This is a genomic window from Streptomyces sp. R21, from assembly GCF_041051975.1.
Taxonomy (GTDB): Bacteria; Actinomycetota; Actinomycetes; order Streptomycetales; family Streptomycetaceae; genus Streptomyces.
The window spans coordinates 9,610,015-9,627,551 of the sequence record NZ_CP163435.1; the positions used below are offsets into that span (position 1 = coordinate 9,610,015).

16 protein-coding genes are annotated in these 17,537 nt (G+C 70.8%); 7 read left to right on the top strand and 9 right to left on the bottom strand.

The window, feature by feature from the left end; all coding sequences use genetic code 11:
• Positions 1 to 80 precede the first annotated feature (80 nt).
• On the top strand, positions 81 to 851 hold the full coding sequence (locus AB5J56_RS43020; protein WP_369241615.1) for a class I SAM-dependent methyltransferase: 771 nt from the start codon (positions 81 to 83) through the stop codon (positions 849 to 851).
• Here the strand turns inward: AB5J56_RS43020 and AB5J56_RS43025 are convergent.
• Complete coding sequence (locus AB5J56_RS43025; protein ID WP_369241617.1) at positions 832 to 1,887, bottom strand: acyl-CoA dehydrogenase family protein; 1,056 nt, start codon at positions 1,885 to 1,887, stop codon at positions 832 to 834. The genes AB5J56_RS43020 and AB5J56_RS43025 overlap by 20 nt on opposite strands.
• A gap of 99 nt (positions 1,888 to 1,986) precedes the next feature.
• On the opposite strand from AB5J56_RS43025, the gene AB5J56_RS43030 reads away from it, so the two are divergent.
• Entirely contained in the window at positions 1,987 to 2,340 is a 354-nt protein-coding gene (locus AB5J56_RS43030) for a YciI family protein (protein WP_369241619.1), read from the top strand.
• Positions 2,340 to 3,590, top strand: a complete 1,251-nt coding sequence (locus tag AB5J56_RS43035) for an RNA polymerase sigma factor (RefSeq protein ID WP_369241621.1) — start codon at positions 2,340 to 2,342, stop codon at positions 3,588 to 3,590. Before AB5J56_RS43030 ends, AB5J56_RS43035 begins: the two co-directional genes overlap by 1 nt.
• A 40-nt stretch (positions 3,591 to 3,630) precedes the next feature.
• On the opposite strand, the gene urtE is transcribed toward AB5J56_RS43035, so the two are convergent.
• The 6 genes from urtE to AB5J56_RS43065 form a co-directional block, all read right to left on the bottom strand.
• Positions 3,631 to 4,323, bottom strand: a complete 693-nt coding sequence (gene urtE / locus AB5J56_RS43040) for an urea ABC transporter ATP-binding subunit UrtE (protein WP_369243129.1) — start codon at positions 4,321 to 4,323, stop codon at positions 3,631 to 3,633.
• Positions 4,324 to 4,333: 10 nt separating this feature from the next.
• A complete protein-coding gene (urtD, locus tag AB5J56_RS43045; RefSeq protein ID WP_369241623.1) occupies positions 4,334 to 5,122 on the bottom strand; it encodes an urea ABC transporter ATP-binding protein UrtD in 789 nt (262 codons plus the stop codon).
• Positions 5,119 to 6,267 carry an urea ABC transporter permease subunit UrtC gene (gene urtC, locus AB5J56_RS43050; RefSeq protein ID WP_369241625.1) on the bottom strand — a complete coding sequence of 383 codons (1,149 nt, stop codon included), beginning with the start codon at positions 6,265 to 6,267 and terminating at the stop codon, positions 5,119 to 5,121. Before urtC ends, urtD begins: the two co-directional genes overlap by 4 nt.
• Positions 6,264 to 7,160, bottom strand: coding sequence for an urea ABC transporter permease subunit UrtB (gene urtB, locus AB5J56_RS43055; RefSeq protein WP_369241627.1), 897 nt, complete (start codon positions 7,158 to 7,160; stop codon positions 6,264 to 6,266). Before urtB ends, urtC begins: the two co-directional genes overlap by 4 nt.
• Positions 7,161 to 7,222: 62 nt before the next feature.
• Positions 7,223 to 8,443: an urea ABC transporter substrate-binding protein gene (gene urtA / locus AB5J56_RS43060; protein ID WP_369243131.1), complete on the bottom strand. Its 1,221-nt coding sequence runs from the start codon at positions 8,441 to 8,443 to the stop codon at positions 7,223 to 7,225.
• Positions 8,444 to 8,789: 346 nt separating this feature from the next.
• Positions 8,790 to 9,902 carry a substrate-binding domain-containing protein gene (locus tag AB5J56_RS43065; RefSeq protein ID WP_369241629.1) on the bottom strand — a complete coding sequence of 371 codons (1,113 nt, stop codon included), beginning with the start codon at positions 9,900 to 9,902 and terminating at the stop codon, positions 8,790 to 8,792.
• A 78-nt stretch (positions 9,903 to 9,980) separates the two neighbouring features.
• Between AB5J56_RS43065 and AB5J56_RS43070 the strand changes: the two genes are divergently transcribed.
• The 3 genes from AB5J56_RS43070 (at position 9,981) to AB5J56_RS43080 (ending at position 14,493) form a co-directional block, all read left to right on the top strand.
• Complete coding sequence (locus AB5J56_RS43070) at positions 9,981 to 10,427, top strand: MarR family winged helix-turn-helix transcriptional regulator (RefSeq protein WP_369241631.1); 447 nt, start codon at positions 9,981 to 9,983, stop codon at positions 10,425 to 10,427.
• Positions 10,428 to 10,572: 145 nt separating this feature from the next.
• A complete protein-coding gene (locus tag AB5J56_RS43075; RefSeq protein ID WP_369243133.1) occupies positions 10,573 to 11,913 on the top strand; it encodes an aldehyde dehydrogenase family protein in 1,341 nt (446 codons plus the stop codon).
• Positions 11,914 to 12,096: 183 nt separating this feature from the next.
• On the top strand, positions 12,097 to 14,493 hold the full coding sequence (locus AB5J56_RS43080) for a bifunctional serine/threonine-protein kinase/ABC transporter substrate-binding protein (protein ID WP_369241633.1): 2,397 nt from the start codon (positions 12,097 to 12,099) through the stop codon (positions 14,491 to 14,493).
• 49 nt (positions 14,494 to 14,542) lie between these two features.
• On the opposite strand, the gene AB5J56_RS43085 is transcribed toward AB5J56_RS43080, so the two are convergent.
• Entirely contained in the window at positions 14,543 to 15,274 is a 732-nt protein-coding gene (locus tag AB5J56_RS43085; RefSeq protein ID WP_369241635.1) for a TioE family transcriptional regulator, read from the bottom strand.
• 58 nt (positions 15,275 to 15,332) lie between these two features.
• Here AB5J56_RS43085 and AB5J56_RS43090 point away from each other — a divergent pair, with 58 nt between their 5' ends.
• A complete protein-coding gene (locus AB5J56_RS43090) occupies positions 15,333 to 16,535 on the top strand; it encodes an erythromycin esterase family protein (RefSeq protein ID WP_369241637.1) in 1,203 nt (400 codons plus the stop codon).
• 61 nt (positions 16,536 to 16,596) lie between these two features.
• On the opposite strand, the gene AB5J56_RS43095 is transcribed toward AB5J56_RS43090, so the two are convergent.
• A complete protein-coding gene (locus AB5J56_RS43095) occupies positions 16,597 to 17,487 on the bottom strand; it encodes a LysR family transcriptional regulator (protein WP_369241639.1) in 891 nt (296 codons plus the stop codon).
• Positions 17,488 to 17,537: the final 50 nt, after the last annotated feature.

Sequence of the window (17,537 nt, forward strand, 5' to 3'; positions counted from 1 at the left end):
GCGGCTACCGGCGGGGCCCACCCGCGTGCGTCAGGCAAGAAGAAGCGACGGCCGACACGCGCCCCACTACGGTGAGCCGCATGCTCGAGTCCTCAGCGAGGGATTTCTACGACGGGCTGGCCGCCGACTACCACCTGATGTTCCCGGACTGGGATGCGAGCCTTGCACGCCAGGCCAAGGCGCTGGACGGACTCATCCGTGCGCGACTCGGGACACGACCGCATGCGGTCCTCGACTGCTCCTGCGGGATCGGCACCCAGGCGATCGGGCTCGCCCTGGCCGGACATCAGGTCGTCGGGAGCGATCTCAGCCCGGTAGCCACGGCCCGCGCCGCTGGCCTCGCCGCTGCCCGTGGCGCCAGCCTTGCGGTGGCCGCCGCGGACCTGCGCGCCCTGCCCTTCAAGCCGTCCGCCTTCGATGTCGTCCTCGGCGCCGACAACTCGCTCCCGCACCTGCTCACCGCCGAGGACGTCCGCTCGGCCCTGGGCGGGATGCGCCGGGTACTCAGGGACGACGGGCTCCTGATCATCACGGTCCGGCCTTACGACGAAGCCCGCCTGACCCGCCCGCAGGCGACACCTCCCCAGGTCTCGCACACCCCCGACGGCGACGCGATCACCTTCCAGCTGTGGCACTGGCACGAGGACGGCGAGCACTACGACCTGGAGCACTTCCAGCTTGTCCCGACGGGCGACACCTGGGACGTCCGTCGCCGCCGGACCACCTACTGGGCCCTGACGCAGGGGCAGTTGACGGGGTTCATGGCGGGCGCCGGCTTCGCCGACATCGCATGGCACGCATCGGACTCCAGCGGGTTCTACCAGCCCGTGCTCACCGCGAGAGCGACCTGAGATGCGCCGTGCGGACCTCGGCCGTCTGCCCCTGCACCAGCAGGAACATGCCCTCGCGTGCCAGCCGCTGAGCCCGGCTGCCCAGGTCCATGGAGCGCCCGCCACCGGCGACCACGGCCGCCGTCGTCGCCGCGCGCATCACGTCGTAGGCCCGCGTCTTGCACTCCAGCCGCTCGTCGATGCGCTCGGAGGGCACCGGGTGCTCGGCCAGGGCGTACGCCTGCCGCCTGACCGCGTCGAGCCGTTCGCGCAGCGCACCGGCGCTGTCCTTGGCGGCCGGGTCGCCGTCCAGCAGGTCGAGCGCCGCCGTGGCCACCCCGAAGACCGCCGGTGAGGCGTTGGTGCTCTTGGGCCGGTCACCGGCCGCCCAGACCTCGTACGGGGCGCGCAGGGCCACCGCGTCGTCGCCCAGCCGCAGCCCGTCCAGCTCCAGGGAGACCGTCCGGGCGGCGGTCAGTGCCGCCAGCCGCATCGGCGGCGACGCATGGAGACCGGGCTGCTCGCGCGCCTCGGTGAACGCGAACAGCACCTCGTCCGCGTCCGTCACCCCGGCAAGCAGCATCACGTCGTTCAGGCCCCAGCCGGTGTACCAGGGCACCGTCCCGTCGAAACGCCAGCCACCGCGCTCCCGCGTGACCCGGACCGGGCGGCGCGGATACGCCCGCAACTGCGCGTACGCCACCCCGGACAGCAGTTCCCCGCGCGCCAGCGGCCCCAACAGCCGCTCCCGTACCGGCAGTTCGGACTGGGCCAAGGTCGCCACCGGTGTGTGGTGCTGGGTCCCCACGAACCAGGTGGAGCAGCACGCCCCGGCCAGGATCTCCGCGGTCTCCCGTGCCACCGCGGCGGGCGCCGCAGCCCCGCCGTACTCCCTGGGAGCGCTCACCCCGAGCAGCCCCGACCGCTTGAGCGCCTCGATGCTGCTCGCGGGCACGCCCTCCTGGTCCACCTGCTCGGCGCGCGGCGCCAGCACCTCGCGCGCCAGCAGGCGCGCACGGGCGACCAGGGGGTGGGATGCGGGGGTCGCGGTGGTCATCGAAAGAAATCTCCCGGTGTCGTGGTGCCCGGTGTCGATCCGGCCGCCTCGCGTTCGTGTAGGGAATGAGAAGCGGTACGACACCGAGGAGGACAGGTCATGAAGCACTACCTGCTGAGCGTGATGCAGCCGGTCGGGGAGCCGCCCGCGCCCGAGGTCCTGGAAGAGATCATGCACAACCTCGACGTCTTCCACGCGGAACTGCGCGCAGCGGGCGCCTGGGTCTTCGCCGGAGGACTGCACGGACCGGAGACGGCTACCGTGCTCCGCGCGAACGACGGCGACGTGCTGATCACCGACGGCCCCTACACCGAGAGCAAGGAGTACCTCGGCGGAATCTGCCTGATCAAGGCCCCCGACCTCGACGCCGCCCTCGAATGGGGCCGCAAGGCGACACTGGCGACCACCCTGCCGATCGAGGTGCGCCCGTTCATGGGCGAAGCCGAGGACTGATGACCGCGCACGCCGGTAACACCGAACACACGGGCGACCTCGGTCATCCCGACAACGCCGCCATCGAGGCCGCCTTCCGTGCGGAGTACGGCCGTGCCGTGGCCGTACTCGTCCGCTTCCTCGGCGACATCGACCTCGCCGAGGAAGCGGTGCAGGACGCCTTCGCCACGGCCCTGCAGAAGTGGCCGGAGACCGGCGTGCCCCCGAGTCCGGCCGGCTGGATCATCACCACCGCCCGCAACCGGGCCATCGACCGGCTGCGCCGCGAGTCCACGCGCGAGGACCGGCACGCCCAGGCCGCCCGGCTGTACGCCCCCGACCCGCCCGCCGAGGAGGGCCCCGTGCGCGACGACCGGCTCCGCCTGATCTTCACCTGCTGCCACCCCGCGCTCGCACCCCAGGCCCAGGTCGCGCTCACCCTGCGCCTCCTCGGCGGGCTGACCACCCCGCAGATCGCCCGTGCCTTCCTGGTACCGGAAGCCACCATGGCCCAGCGCCTGGTCAGGGCCAAGGCCAAGATCCGCGATGCCCGCATCCCCTACCGCATCCCGCGCGGCGCCGACCTCCCCGACCGCGTCAAGGGCGTGCTCGCCGTCGTCTACCTCATCTTCAACGAGGGCTACGGCGGCCGGGAGGATCTGTGCGCGGAGGCGCTGCGCCTCGGCCGTCTGCTGGCCGAACTGATGCCGGACGAACCCGAGGTCATCGGGCTGCTCGCGCTGATGCTCCTGGTCGAGGCCCGCCGCCCCGCGCGGTTCGCCCCGGACGGCGAGCTGATCACACTCTCCGACCAGGACCGCAGCAGGTGGGACGGCGCCCTGATCGCCGAAGGCCAGTCCCTGGTCCGCCGCTGCCTGCGCCGCAACCAGCCGGGCCCGTACCAGATCCAGGCCGCGATCAACGCGGTGCACAGCGACGCGCCGACCGCCGCGGCCACCGACTGGGGCCAGATCCTCCAGCTGTACGACCAGTTGAGCGCACTCACCCCGAGCCCGGTGGTCGCCCTCAACCGGGCCGTCGCCGTCGCCGAGGTCGAGGGAGCAGGCCAGGCGCTCGCCCTCGTCGACGCGCTGGACCTGGACGGCTACCCCGCCTTCCACGCCGTCCGGGCGGACCTGCTGCGCCGCCTCGACCGGCACACCGAGGCCGTACGGGCCTACGAGGCGGCCATCGCGCTCACCGAGAACCCGGCCGAGCGTGCCTACCTCGCACGCAGCCGGGAGTCGCTCGTCCGGCGAGCGCCGGGCTGAGCGCCCCCGCGGCTGCCGTATGGCCTGACGAGGCGTGGCCTCACACGCTCAACGCCTCGCGCACGGACCGCTCCGCCTCCTGCCCGCCCTCCCCGGAGGAGGTGACCCGTCCCGCCTCCAGGACGTAGTAGCGCTGCGCCGCCCGCATCGCGAAGCCGACGTGCTGTTCGACCAGCAGCACCGAGAGCCCGCCGCGGGCGGCCAGGGCGAGGATGGTCTCCTCGATCTCGGCCACCACCGAGGGCTGGATGCCCTCGGTCGGCTCGTCGAGCAGCAGGATCCGAGGCTCCGTCACCAACGCCCGGGCGATGGCGAGTTGCTGACGCTGGCCACCCGACAGCAGGCCCGCACGGCGTCCCGACAGGGTCCGCAGCGCCGGGAACAGGTCCAGGGCCTCGGCGATCGCCGCCCTGCCGCGCGGCCGCCCGTCCGCGACCAGTTGGAGGTTCTCCGCCGTCGTGAGATGGGGGAAGGCCTGCTGGCCCTGCGGGACGTACGCCATGCCCCGGGCCACCCGCTCGTGGGGCTTGCGGCGGGTGATGTCCTCCCCGTCGAGGCGGATGGTCCCGCTCTCGGGGCTCAGCAGTCCGACAGCCGCCCGCAGCAGCGTGCTCTTGCCGGCACCGTTGTGCCCGAGCACCGCGGCGACACCATCACGCGGGACCTCCACGGAGACCCCGTGCAGGACCAGGCTGCGGTGATAGCCGACTCGTACGTTGTCGATCTCCAGCATCATGGCTGACTCACGCCTCCTGTACGGCGGTTGGTTCGGCGAGCGCCTCGACGGCGTCCTCGGCGGCCGTGTGCCCGAGGTACACCTCCTGCACCTTCGGATCGGCTTGCACCTGCGCCACCGTGCCCTCGCTGAGCACCTTGCCCGCGTGCAGCACACTGACGCTGCGCGCGAAGGACCGCATGAAGTCCATGTCGTGCTCGATGACGACGACGGTCCGCTCCTCGCTGATGCGCTGCAGCAGCTCGCCCGTCGCCTGCCGCTCGTCGTGGCTCATGCCTGCCACCGGTTCGTCGAGCAGCAGCAGCCGTACGTCCTGGACGAGCAGCATGCCGATCTCCAGCCACTGCTTCTGGCCGTGCGCGAGCGTTCCGGCCGGGCTGTCCGCGAGCTCGGTGAGCCCGACCGTCACCAGGGCCCGCGTCACCGGCTCCGGTACGCCCTTGCGGCGGCGCAGCATCGTCAGCATGCTCCGGCCGGCGCCCGCCGCGATGTCCAGGTTCTGAAGGACCGTCAACTCCTCGAAGACGGTGGCCGTCTGGAAGGTGCGGCCGATGCCCGAGCGGGCGATCCGGTGCACGCTGCGCCCGAGGATCTCCTCGTCGCCGAAGCGCACCGAACCGTCCGCCTTCACCAGACCGGTGACCGCGTCGACCAGGGTCGTCTTGCCCGCGCCGTTCGGCCCGATGAGGAACCGCAGATCGCCCGGCCGCACATCGAGGTCCACGCCGTCGACGGCGGTGAAACCGTCGAAGGACACCCGCAGTTGTCGTATCTCAAGACCCGCAAGCTCCGTCATGCCACTTCCCCACCGAGTGCCTGGTTCGCCCTGCGCCGCCGGATGATCCCCGCCAGCGAGGCGAGTCCGCCGGGCAGGAACGCCAGGGCCACGACGAACAGCAGCCCTTGGAAGTAGGTCCAGGCCGCCGGGAACTCCTCGGACAGTGCCGTCTTGGCCCATGCGACGCCGACCGCGCCGAGCACCGCGCCCACCAGGCTCGCCCGGCCGCCGACCGCGGCGCCGATCACCAGCTCGATGGACGGCACGATCCCGATGAGGGCGGGGGAGATGATGCCGACCACGGGCACGAACAGGGCGCCCGCGAGACCGGCCATGCCGGCGGCCACGACGTACGCGACGAGCTTCACGTTCGCCGGGTTGTACCCGAGGAAGCGCACCCGCTCCTCCGAGTCCCGTACGGCGACCAGGAGTTCGCCGTACCGGCTGTGGATGAGCTGGCGGGCCGACGCGATGAGGAGCAGCAGGACCGCGGCGATGATGAAGTACACCATCCGCTGGTTGACCGGATCGTCGAGGTCGTAGCCGAAGAAGCCCTGGATGTCGGTGAGTCCGTTGGTGCCGCCGGTGGTGGCCTGCTGGCCGATCAGCCAGATCGAGAAGGCCGCGGCGAGCGCCTGGCTGAGGATCGCGAAGTACGCGCCCTTGACCCGCCGCCGGAAGATGAACGACCCGAGGATCGCGGCGACGGCCATCGGTAGCAGCACGGTCGCCGCGAGCGCGAAGACCGGGTTCCCGAACGGCCGCCACCACCACGGGAGTTCAGTGGCCGTGCCATACAGCTGCATGAAGTCCGGTAGGTTGCCCGGCCCCGCGTCCGCGATCTTCAGATGCATCGCCATGGCGTAGCCGCCGAGCCCGAAGAACACGCCCTGCCCAAGTGTGAGCAGCCCGCCGCGCCCCCAGGCGAGGCAGATGCCGACGGCGACCATCGCGGTGCACAGGTACTTCGCGAGCAGTCCGAGCCGGAAGTCGGAGAGCGCGAGCGGGGCCACGGCGAAAAGGACCACCGCGGCAGCGGCGAAGCCAACGGCGGCGCGCGCCGGGCGTCCGGCGCCCCACAGGCCCTTGAAACCGGTGGGTTGTTTCGCCTCGGTGGCGGTCTCGGCCTTCGTGGCCGCCGAGTCCGTGGTCGTGGTGGTCATACGAGACTCCTGGTGCGCAGCGTGTACAGCCCCTGCGGCCGCCACTGGAGGAACGCGACGATGGCCACGAGGACCAGCACCTTCGCGACGCTGACGGTGGTGGAGTACTCCAGGACGGACTGCAGCACCCCGAGCACGAAGGCGACGATCACGCTGCCCTTGAGCTGGCCGATGCCGCCGACCACGATCACCAGGAAGGCGTCGATGATGACGTTGGTGCCCATCGTGGGCCCGATCGGGCCGACCAGCGTCAGCGCGACCCCGGCGACTCCCGCGAGCCCGGAGCCGATGAAGAACGCGGTGCGGTCCACCCGGCCGGTCGAGATGCCCGACACCTCGGCCAGGTCCCGGTTCTGCACGACGGCACGGATCCGCCGCCCGAGCGGGGTCAGCCGCAGCGTCAGCGACAGCGCGACGACCGCCGCGATCGCCAACCCCAGAATGAACAGGCGGCTGTTGGCGAAGGTCAGCGGATCGTCACCGCCGAGGACCGTGATGTGCCCGGTGAGCACGTCGGGCGCGCGGGTCTGCACGTTGGGCGCGCCGAAGATGTCACGGGCGAGCTGCTGGAGCATCAGTGAGACACCCCAGGTGACGAGCAGGGTGTCCAGGGGCCGGAGATACAGGCGGCGGATGAGCAGCCACTCCAGCAGCGCGCCGAGCGCCCCCGACACCAGGAAGGCGACGGGCAGCGCGACGAGCATCGACAGGCCCGCGCTGGTGATGGACTTCTGCAGGACGTACGTGGTGTAGGCGCCGGCCATGATGAACTCGCCGTGGGCCATGTTGATGACGTTCATCTGGCCGAAGGTGAGCGAGAGGCCCAGCGCGATGAGCAGCAGGACGGCACCGATGCTGATGCCGGTGAAGGTCTGACCGAGGATCACGGTCATGCGGCGGCTCCGGGGAGGCGGGACGCGGGGACCCGGTGTGTGGGGTCCCCGCGCGCGGTCGGTCAGGAGAGGCCGGAGGCCCAGGAGTAGCCCTTCAGGAACGGGTCCGGCTTGATCGGCTTGCCGGAGTCCCAGACCTGTTTGATGAGCCCGTCGGTGCCGATCTTTCCGATGCGGGCGGTCTTGTAGATGTGCTGGCTCGCGCCGTCGACGGTGACCTTGCCCTCGGGGGCGTCGAAGGTGATGCCGTCGGAGGCCGCCTTGACCTTCTCCGGGTCGAACGACTTCGCCTTCTCGACCATCGCCTTCCACAGGTAGACCGAGGTGTACGCGGCCTCCATCGGGTCACTGGTCGGCTTGCTCTGGCCGTACTTGGCCTTGTACGCCTTCACGAACTTGGTGTTCGCCGCACCCGCGGTGGTCTGGTAGTAGTTCCAGGCCGTCAACTGGCCCGCCAGGTACTGCGATCCGATCGACTTGACCTCTTCCTCGGCGATGGACACCGAGACCACCGGCATGCTCGTGGCGGTCAGGCCCGCGGACTTGTACTCCTTGAAGAAGGCCACGTTCGAGTCGCCGTTGAGGGTGTTGAAGACGGCGTCCGCCTTGGAGGCCTTCACCTTGTTGGCGATGGTGCTGAACTCGGTGGAGCCCAGCGGCGCGTAGTCCTCGCCGAGCACCTTCATGCCGTTGGCCTTCGCGTACGCCCTGATCTCCTTGTTGGCGGTGCGCGGGAAGACGTAGTCGCTGCCGACCAGGTAGATCTTCTTCTTGCCCTGGCTCTTGAGGTAGTCGAGCGCGGGGATGATCTGCTGGTTGGTGGTCGCGCCCGTGTAGAAGATGTACGGGGACTCCTCAAGTCCCTCGTACTGCACGGGATAGAACAGCAGTGACTTGTTCTTCTCGAAGACGGGCTTGACGGCCTTGCGGCTCGCGGAGGTCCAGCATCCGAAGGTGGCCGCGACCCGGTCCTCCTTGATCAGCTTGCTCGCCTTCTCGGCGAAGGTCGGCCAGTCGGAGGCGCCGTCCTCGCTGATCGGCTGGATCTTCTTGCCGAGCACGCCGCCGGAGGCGTTGATCTCCTCGATCGCCAGCTTCAGCGAGTCGCGTACGGTCACCTCGCTGATCGCCATCGTGCCGGACAGCGAGTTGAGCAGTCCGACCTTGACGGTGTCGCCGCTGGTGTCGGCCTTGGCGGCCTTGTCGGACGTACCGCCCGCATCGGTCTTGGCGCCACACGCGGAGAGCACGAGCGCGGCGGCGAGCGCCGCCGCGCCGGCCATCACCCGGCGCCGGGAATTGCTGGGAACGCTGGACAAAAGAACCCCCTTGTCCCGTAACGGGACAGCTGAGATGCCGGAGAAGGAAGAATCAGCCCTTCAGGGGTGGCGTGGGTGTGCGACTGTCCAGCTTTCCGCTGATGGTGTACCGGCTGGTTCCTGAAGTGCGGTCACAGCCTCAAGTCGCCTTGTTTCCATGGCGTTTCGCGTTACTTTCCCGGCTGTATCTTCCGGCTCTCTCCGGGAAACAAAAAATGCCCGGGGCGGAATTCGGCACATGAATTCACAGATCGCCCGAGGCATTCTAATTACTTCCTGTGGGAAGTATCTTCGCGTTCGCATGAGCCTGTCAAGGGCGGGAGTCGTGAAGGTCGAGCTGGGCGACCACGTCGAACTCCACCCCGTCCGCCCGCGCCAGGTAGATCCGCTGGCGCACATGGCTGCCGCGCAGGTGGAGCAGGCCCCGTGGCCCCTCGTACGACACGGAGTCGGCCGCCGCACCGATCGCCGACACATCCAGCGTCCCCGCCCGGTCGATGAGCGCGGCCAGCAACAGCACACCCTCGTAACAGGATTCGCCGAGACTGCCGAGGGCGGGTGCGTCGACGCCGAATCTCCCCGCGTACTGACCGTGGAAGTCGAGGGTGTCCTGATTGGCCAGCGACGAGAAGAACCCCGCGGTGCTGTAGAGGTCCACGGTGGTCGTCGGGCCGCTGGCCATCAGCATGTTCTCGTCCATGAGGGTGCTCAGCCGCAGACACCGCTCATCGAGTCCGGCCGCGGCGAACGCCCGGTTGAAGCGCACCGCGTCGCTGCCCACCAGCAGCATCAGCACGCCGTCCGCCTCCGACCGCTCGATACGCCGTAGCACGGGATCGAAGTCGTGGGTGCCCAGCGGGAGATAGACCTCCCCCTGGACGCCGCCGCCGGACTCGCGCGCGTAGAGGTGCGCCGCCCGCGCCGTACGCCGGGGCCAGACATAGTCGTTGCCGACGACGAACCAACGGCGCACCCCCCGCTCATGCGCCAACAGGCCCATGGCGGGCCGTAGTTGGTCACGCGGCGTCTCGCTGGTGAGGAACACGCCCGCGGTGCCCTCGCCACCCTCGTACAGCGCGGTGTAGACGTACGGCACCCGATGGGCGATCCTCGGCGCCAGTGCCTGCCGCACCGAGGAGATGTGCCAGCCCGTGACGCCCTGCACCACGCCCAGATCGACGAGCGCCTCGACGTGGTCGGCGATCTCACGCGGTGCCCCGCCACCGTCGACCGGCAGCAGGCGCAGCTCCTTGCCGAGGACCCCGCCCGCCCGGTTGACCTCCTCCGCGGCAAGCTGCGCGCACAGTTCACAGGTGGGTCCGAAGATCCCCGCCGATCCCTGCAACGGAAACACGAGCGCCACGCTGAGCACGGAGTCGTCGGCCGTGAACCAGTCGGGCGGAGGAGGATCGTGCCGGAACATGCCGTCATGATTTCGGGTCCGCCGGGTGAACTCCAGTCCGTCTCATACGATGTACGCACCCCGTGACCAAGGAGCACGATGACCACCCGATCTCCGCGCCGGCCGCAGGACCTGATGCAGCTCCTGACGCGGGCCGAGCGGCTGGCCGCGCGCCGCCAGCAGAGCGTCCTCGACGAGGAAGGCTGCTCGCTGGACGCCTGGCGGGTGCTCGCCCTGCTCTCCGACGGCGAGGGCCACCACATGACGGCGGTCGCCGAAGCCGTCTTCCTGCCGCCGGCGACGCTGACCAAGCTGGTCGACCACCTCGTGGACCAGAACCTCGTGCACCGGCGCGTCGACCCCCTCGACCGGCGTCGCATCCTCGCCCACCTCACCCCGCGCGGGCAGACGTACTGGCGACGCCTCGACCGCGAGATCCGGGCGCAGTGGCCGGTGCTGAACGACGGCGACGACGAGCTGCTGCGGGCCCTGCTGGACCGTCTGGTGGACACGCTCGACGGGTCGCCCGCGCAGTCGTCCCTCTGAGACCGGCCGGTAGCGGAAAGTAATGTCCGTGTACCCGGAATTTATCCGGGCGCATGAAAGGTTGGCATTTACATCGAGCTACGGCTCCCTGTGATGACAACGAGCTCCGGCTCCCGACGACCGCCAGCGGATCACCCGGTCCGCGATCCAGCAGCGAGGCACCGTGAACCAGCACACCCCCGAGCAGCCCGCCGACACCGTCGCCCGGCTGCGTGCCACCTTCCGCTCCGGCCGCACCAAGCCCGTCGACTGGCGCACGGCCCAGCTGCGCCGCCTGCGCGAGATGCTCACCACGGACGGCCCCGCCCTCGCCGCCGCCCTCCACGCCGACCTGGGCAAGAGCTCCACCGAGGCCTTCCGCACCGAGATCGACTTCACCGTCCGGGAGATCGACCACACTCTGGAGCACCTCGACGGCTGGCTGCGCCCCGAGTCCGCCCCGGTCCCGGCGCACCTGGGCGCCGACGCGACGGCCTGGACGCAGTACGACCCGCTCGGCGTCGTCCTCGTCATCGCCCCGTGGAACTACCCGGCGCAGCTCCTGCTCACCCCGCTGCTCGGCGCCCTGGCCGCGGGCAACGCGGTCGTCGTCAAGCCCAGCGAGATGGCACCCGCCACCTCCACCGCCCTGGCCCGGCTGCTGCCGCAGTACCTCGACACCGACGCGGTCGCCGTCGTCGAGGGCGGTATCCCCGAGACCACCGCCCTGCTGGCGGAGCGCTTCGACCACATCTTCTACACCGGCAACGGCGCGGTGGGCCGTATCGTGATGCGCGCCGCCGCCGAGCACCTCACCCCGGTCACCCTCGAACTGGGCGGCAAGTCACCGGCGTTCGTCGACGGTGACGCCGACCTGGCCGTCGTCGCCGACCGCCTCGCCCGCGGCAAGTTCCTCAACGCCGGCCAGACCTGCGTCGCCCCCGACTACGTCCTCACCGACCCCGCGACCGCCCGCGCCCTGGAGCCCCTGTTCACCAAGGCCGTCGAGGCGCTCTACGGGACCGAGCCGCAGACCTCCGCCGAGTACGGACGCATCGTCAACGAGCGGCACTTCGACCGCCTCGTCGGCCTGCTCGACTCCGGACGCGTCGTCACCGGCGGCGCCAGCGACCGCGACACCAAGTACATCGCCCCGACCGTGCTGGCCGACGTAGACCCCAAGGCGCCCGTCATGCAGGAGGAGATCTTCGGCCCCGTCCTCCCCATCGTCACGGTCCCCGGCCTCGACGAGGCCATCGAGTTCATCAACGACCGCGACAAGCCACTGGCGCTCTACGTCTTCACCGACTCGGACACCACCCGGCAGCGCCTGGCCGCGGAGACCTCCTCCGGCGGCCTCGGCTTCGGCCTCCCGCTCGCCCATCTCACCGTCTCCGACCTCCCGTTCGGCGGCGTCGGCGAGAGCGGCATGGGCAACTACCACGGCCACTACTCCATCGAGACGTTCAGCCACCGCAAGGCCGTCCTGGCCAAGCCTCTGGCGTGACGAGCTGCTGACGGGCCCAGGTCCCCCGGAGTCCTCCGGGGGACCTGGGCCCGTCGGGCTGCCCGCCAGAGCGAGCCGGCGCCTTGCCCGGTCCGCGGCCGTTGTGGGTGGGGATGGCCCCGGTTCACTCGAACGTGCGGCAGGCGCGAGGGCACCACGTCCGGGACTGGATACGTTGTCGTAGTGCGGCGGATCGGCGAGTTCACCGTGGAACGGCGGCTCGGCGCCGGCGGCATGGGACTGGTGTACCTGGCACGGAGTGCTGCCGGGCGGCAGGTGGCGGTGAAGGTGATCCGCCCCGAGTACGCCGACGACCCGCACTTCCGCGCCCGGTTCCGGTATGAGGTGGCGGCGGCGCGCAAGGTGAGCGGAGCCTTCACGGCATCCGTGGTGGACGCCGATCCGGACGGCGACCCGCCCTGGCTGGCGACGCAGTACGTGCTCGGGGAGTCACTGGCCGCGCGCGTAGGGTCCGGCGGGCCGCTGCCCGTGGCCGAAATCGCCCGACTGGCGGGCCAGTTGGCGGAGGCTCTGCGGGACATCCACCGACAGGGCATCGTGCACCGGGACTTGAAGCCGGCCAACGTGCTGCTGGCCGACGACGGTGTTCGGGTGATCGACTTCGGCATCGCCCGATCCGTCGCGCAGAGCCGGGCGTTGACACGCAGCGGCTCCATGGTGGGCACGCCGGCCTTCATGGCGCCCGAGCAGCTGAACGGGCCGCAGCGCATCGCCCCGGCCACGGATGTGTTCGCGCTCGGCTGCGTGCTGGCCTTCGCGGCGATCGGGCGCAGCCCCTTCGAGGACCCCGAGGCGGCGGGCGTGGAGCCGATCGCGGTCGCCTTCGCCGTGGTGCACAAGGAGCCGGACCTGACCGGCGTTCCCGCTCCGCTGCGCGCACTGGTGGCCCGCTGCCTGGCCAAGGACCCCGGCCGACGGCCCGACGTGGACGAAGTGCTGCGCCTGTCGGGCCGGATCGGGGAGGGCAGGGACGACACCGAGGCGGGGCGCGCGGTGCCGCACCCTCGGCCGGGGCGGACACTGGCCGTCGCGTTGGCGGTGCTCGCGGCCCTGCTGGTCCCGGGCGACGCCTCGCGGTCGTCGTCCGGTGGGGCAGTGCGGGCGTTGTCCGGTGGCAGCTCGCGGTCATCGTCCGCTGGTACTCACTGCGCCGCCGGCCTGCGCGGCATCGGGAAGGGCCGGACACGCAGTTGCGTCGGCCTGTTGGATGACGCCGCCGCCGGCACGGGACTCCTGTGGTCATCGAGCCGGCCCCTGGCACCGGAGCTGAAGCGGATCGCCGCGGAGAACCGGCGCGTGGTGGAGGCCGCCGCGAAGCCGGGCGGCCGGCCCTTCGTTTCCGTCGTGTACCTGACGCCGATCACCGCGGAATACGGTGGCCCAGCCCTGATGGAGTCCGTCGGACACGATCTGGAGGGCGCCTACCTCGCACAACGCAGAGCCAACCAGGAGCAGGGCACCACTGCCGGCGCCCGGATCAGGGTGCTCTTCGCGCAGACCGGCGGCACCGCCCAGCAACGGGACTACACGGTCGGGCAGGTACTCGGCCACCGGAGCGCCCAGCGGATCGTGGCAGCGGTGGGCCTGGGCGGCAGTACCGCCTCCAGCCAGGACATGGTCGGGGAGCTGACGGCCGGCGGCCTGCCCTCCTTCGCGTCGGTCTTCACCGCCGACTCCTGGGCGGGCACTCCCGGCCTCGTACGGGTCGCGCCCGCCAACGCAGACCAGGCGGCCGCCGCCGTACGGTTCCTGTCGACAGGTGAGCGCGCCCGCGCCCGGATCCTCATCGTCCAGGACGCCGCCACGGGAGACCAGTACACCAGCACCCTGGCCACCCAGTTCCGCAGCCGCGTGCCGGCCCGCCGGCTCGTCGACCCGGAGCCGATCCTGTTCGACTCCTCGCGGCCCGGCCTGACCGACGTGTTCCGCACCCAGCTCGACAAGCTGTGCCAACTGCGGCCGGACGTCATCTACTTCGCGGGGCGCGGAACCTCACTGCCGCCCCTCCTGACCGCGCTCGCCGACCGCCCGTGCCACGGCCGCCGGCTGACCGTGCTCTCCGGCGACGACGCCATGATGGTCAGGCACACCGAGGGCTTCGACGCCCACGAGCTGGCCGAGACCCTGGGTGCGAGCGGGATCGACCTCATCTACACCGGCCTGGCCCACCCCGGAGCCTGGGACGTGGCGCCGGAGGCGTTCGACGAGGAGGCCGTCGCCCCCTTCCGCGACGGCACCTTCGGGGCCGCCTTTGCGCACAGCAGCCTGGAGGACGGGCGGGCGATCATGATGTACGACGCCCTGCTGACCGCCGCCCGGGCCGTGCGGAAGACTCCGGCGCGGTCCGACCCGACTGCCACGGACGTCTACCGGACGCTGACGAAGCTGCGCGACGACCAGGATCTGCCGGGCGCGAGCGGCTGGATCACCATCGGCCGCGACGGCGGCCCCCAGGACAAGGCCATCCCGATCCTCCGGATCGACGCCGCGGGCCGGACCACCACCATCGAGGTCACGTCGGCCGACGGAACGCCGGAAGACCCCTTCGAGGCGTCCTAGTCCGGGGCCAGTGCCCCCGGTTCTGTTCGGCTGTTCTCCTCGACCTGTCTCATGCGCGTTCGCGGAGGTACGTCTCCAGCTCGGCGGCTCCGGTCAGCATCGCCCGCCCGCGGGCGGACAGCCGGCCGCGCCAGTCGCGCAGGGCGGCCTCCAGCGGCTCCAGTCCGCCGGCCGCCCGCACCTGGGCGATCAGCGGAGCGATCTGCTCCAGCAGGTAACCGCCGCGCCTCAGTTGGTGGGCCAGCCGGGCATCCCGTACGTCGGCGTCGTCGTAGACGCGGTATCCGGTCAGCGGGTCGCGGCGCGGGCTCACCAGTCCGGCCCGCTCCCATTTGCGCAGCGTCGCGGGCCGGATTCCGAGCTTCCCCGCCAGCGGTCCGATGAACGTGCCGCCGGGCCCGGGCGCCGCGCCGGGCTCGGACGCCATGGTGGGTCCCAGGTCACGGAGGGCGCTCTCCACGGCCTGGAGGGTCCGGCGGTCGTCCAGGAGCTGGGCGTGGCTCTCGTCGATCAGACGGAACGCCTCCTCGGCCGCGCCCTCGTTCACCGCCCGCATGATCGACGTCGCCGTTCGGTGGCCGTGGCCGGGCACCAGGGCGAGGAATGCACTCAGGGCCCCCGCGTGCAGCGGCGTATAGGTGCGGTAGCCGTGGGGTGTGCGATCGGCGGCCGGAAGGATGCCGGCCTCCTCGTAGTTCCTGATCGCCTGCGTGGACAGACCGTGCCCGCGCGCCAGATCAACCGGCCTCAGCCGCTCACCGCTTTGAAGGTTTCGCCCCATGATCCTGCCGATATCGCGGGAAAGTTTCAATCGAAGGTTCAACGATAGCGTTGAAGGCATGGCTACTGACATCAAGGACATCACGCATGCCGTCGAGGCCTCCACCGTCATGAAGCTGCTTCCGGCCCGGCCGCGGCTGCTCGCCCTGGGCGAGCCCACCCACGGCGAGGACACCCTGCTCGATCTGCGCAACGAACTCTTCCGCCAACTCGTCGAAGAGGAGGGCTACCGGACCATCGCGATCGAGAGCGACTGCATGAGGGGCCTGGCCGTGGACGACTACGTCACCTCCGGCACGGGCACTCTCGATGAGGCCATGGAACATGGGTTCAGCCACGACTGGGGCACCTCTGCTGCCAACCGCGACCTCGTGCGCTGGATGCGCGCCTACAACGAGGGTCGGCCCGCGTCCGAGCGACTCCGCTTCGCCGGTTTCGACGGTCCCCTGGAGATCACCGGCGCCGCGAGCCCCCGCCAGGTCCTCACCGCACTCCACGCCTATCTCGCCGCCCGAGTGGACGCGGACCTGCTGTCCTGCACCGCGGAAACGCTCGACCGTCTGCTCGGCGCCGACGACCGGTGGACCAATCCCGCCGCGATGATGGACCCGCCCCAATCCGTGGGACAGTCGGCCGAGGCCGGTCAACTGCGGCTGCTGGCCGACGATTTGCTGGCGCTCCTCGAGACGCAGACACCACACCTGATCGAGGCGACCTCGCGGGACGGCTGGGACCGGGCACGCCTGTACGGGCGCACTGCCACCGGACTGCTGCGCTACCACTTCTGGATGGCCGACACCTCACCGGCCCGTATGACGCGGTTGTGCGCGCAGCGGGATCTGATGATGGCGCACAACCTCCTTGCCGTCGCCGCCAGGGGACCGGCACTCATCCATGCCCACAACTCCCACCTCCAGCGGGAGAAGAGCACGATGCAGATGTGGGAGGGGCCGGTGGAGTGGTGGAGCGCCGGCGCGCTGGTGAATGCCCACCTGGGCGAGGGGTACGCCTTCCTGGCCACGGTCCTCGGCACGATCCGGCACCGGGGAGTGGACACCCCGCCACCGGACACCGTGGAAGGACTCCTGTACGCGCTCCCGGAGGACCGTTACGTGGTCGACGCCCCACGGCTGGCCGGCGTCCTCGGCGACCTGCGGCCCACGACCCGTGTGTCCCCCTGGTTCGGCTACGCCCCACTCGACCCGGCCCACCTGGCCGGAAGCGACGGGATCGTGTTCGTCAAGGACGTCCTGCAGAGCTAGTGCCACCGGCAGCAGCTCGGCCTGTGGGAGGCCCTCGCATGCCCGGGAGGGGTCTGGCCGGTCATTCGGCAGCCTGTACGAGGGCTGCTGCGAGGAGCGCGGCGGGAGCGTCCGGCCGGTTGGCGTGGAGGGCTTCGATGCGGTGCACCAATCGTGGCGTGGAGACGGGCACCGCGCTGACGCCGGGCATGCCGTCGATCACCGGCCGGGGCAGCAGCGCGAGTCCGTGTCCCGCGGCGGTGAGCGCGATGAGCCCGCCCACGTCGGTTCCTTCGTACCGCAGGGAAGCCCGGTAGCCGTCGTATCCGCTCGCGCTGCGCAACTGCCCGAGCGGAATGGCGGTGTCGGGTGCGTCGATCCACCGAGCGTCGCTGAGGTCGGGCAGGCGCAGACCGGCCCGGGTACCCAGGGGGTGCTGGGCGGGCAGGGCGACAGCAAGCGGCTGTTCGGCCACGGCGATCGCCGTGAACGGGCCGATATGGGGGAGATGGAGCGGGTCGCTGGGGGCGGCCATTCCGTCGACCAGAGCGAGGTCCAAGGCGGCGGTGGCGAGATCGCGCGTGATGGCGTCGCGGCCGAGCACTCGCACTGTCACCTCCCAGTGGGGCTGCGATCGGCGCACGTCGGCGAGCGCCCTGGTGAACTGCCGTGTCATGGCCAGCGGTGACGCTCCGATGACGATGCGGGCGGCGGGTGCCGCAGTCAGGCGCGCGATGTCCGCGCGTGCGGCGTCCAGTCGCAGCAGCAGTGGCCCGGCGTGCTCAAGCAGCCGGGCGCCGACGTCGGTCGGTGTGACCGGACGCCGGTGCAGCAGGACCGCGCCGAGGTCGCTTTCGAGTACGGCGATGTGCTGGGACACCGCCGACTGCGTGTAGCCCAGTTCGCGGGCCGCCCGGGAAAACGAGCCGCAGTGGGCCACGGCGACGAACGTGCGCAGAAGATGCGGATCCATGTCCATCAGTATTGCTAATGGGAGGGTCGTAAATCATCGTTGGTGCTGAA

What these genes read in the sequence shown, in the direction of transcription:
- AB5J56_RS43020 (WP_369241615.1), top strand. Translation starts at nt 81, where the DNA reads ATGCTCGAGTCCTCAGCGAGGGATTTCTACGACGGGCTGGCCGCCGAC.
- AB5J56_RS43025 (WP_369241617.1), bottom strand. Translation starts at nt 1,887, where the DNA reads ATGACCACCGCGACCCCCGCATCCCACCCCCTGGTCGCCCGTGCGCGC.
- AB5J56_RS43030 (WP_369241619.1), top strand. Translation starts at nt 1,987, where the DNA reads ATGAAGCACTACCTGCTGAGCGTGATGCAGCCGGTCGGGGAGCCGCCC.
- AB5J56_RS43035 (WP_369241621.1), top strand. Translation starts at nt 2,340, where the DNA reads ATGACCGCGCACGCCGGTAACACCGAACACACGGGCGACCTCGGTCAT.
- urtE (WP_369243129.1), bottom strand. Translation starts at nt 4,323, where the DNA reads ATGCTGGAGATCGACAACGTACGAGTCGGCTATCACCGCAGCCTGGTC.
- urtD (WP_369241623.1), bottom strand. Translation starts at nt 5,122, where the DNA reads ATGACGGAGCTTGCGGGTCTTGAGATACGACAACTGCGGGTGTCCTTC.
- urtC (WP_369241625.1), bottom strand. Translation starts at nt 6,267, where the DNA reads ATGACCACCACGACCACGGACTCGGCGGCCACGAAGGCCGAGACCGCC.
- urtB (WP_369241627.1), bottom strand. Translation starts at nt 7,160, where the DNA reads ATGACCGTGATCCTCGGTCAGACCTTCACCGGCATCAGCATCGGTGCC.
- urtA (WP_369243131.1), bottom strand. Translation starts at nt 8,443, where the DNA reads ATGGCCGGCGCGGCGGCGCTCGCCGCCGCGCTCGTGCTCTCCGCGTGT.
- AB5J56_RS43065 (WP_369241629.1), bottom strand. Translation starts at nt 9,902, where the DNA reads ATGTTCCGGCACGATCCTCCTCCGCCCGACTGGTTCACGGCCGACGAC.
- AB5J56_RS43070 (WP_369241631.1), top strand. Translation starts at nt 9,981, where the DNA reads ATGACCACCCGATCTCCGCGCCGGCCGCAGGACCTGATGCAGCTCCTG.
- AB5J56_RS43085 (WP_369241635.1), bottom strand. Translation starts at nt 15,274, where the DNA reads ATGGGGCGAAACCTTCAAAGCGGTGAGCGGCTGAGGCCGGTTGATCTG.
- AB5J56_RS43090 (WP_369241637.1), top strand. Translation starts at nt 15,333, where the DNA reads ATGGCTACTGACATCAAGGACATCACGCATGCCGTCGAGGCCTCCACC.
- AB5J56_RS43095 (WP_369241639.1), bottom strand. Translation starts at nt 17,487, where the DNA reads ATGGATCCGCATCTTCTGCGCACGTTCGTCGCCGTGGCCCACTGCGGC.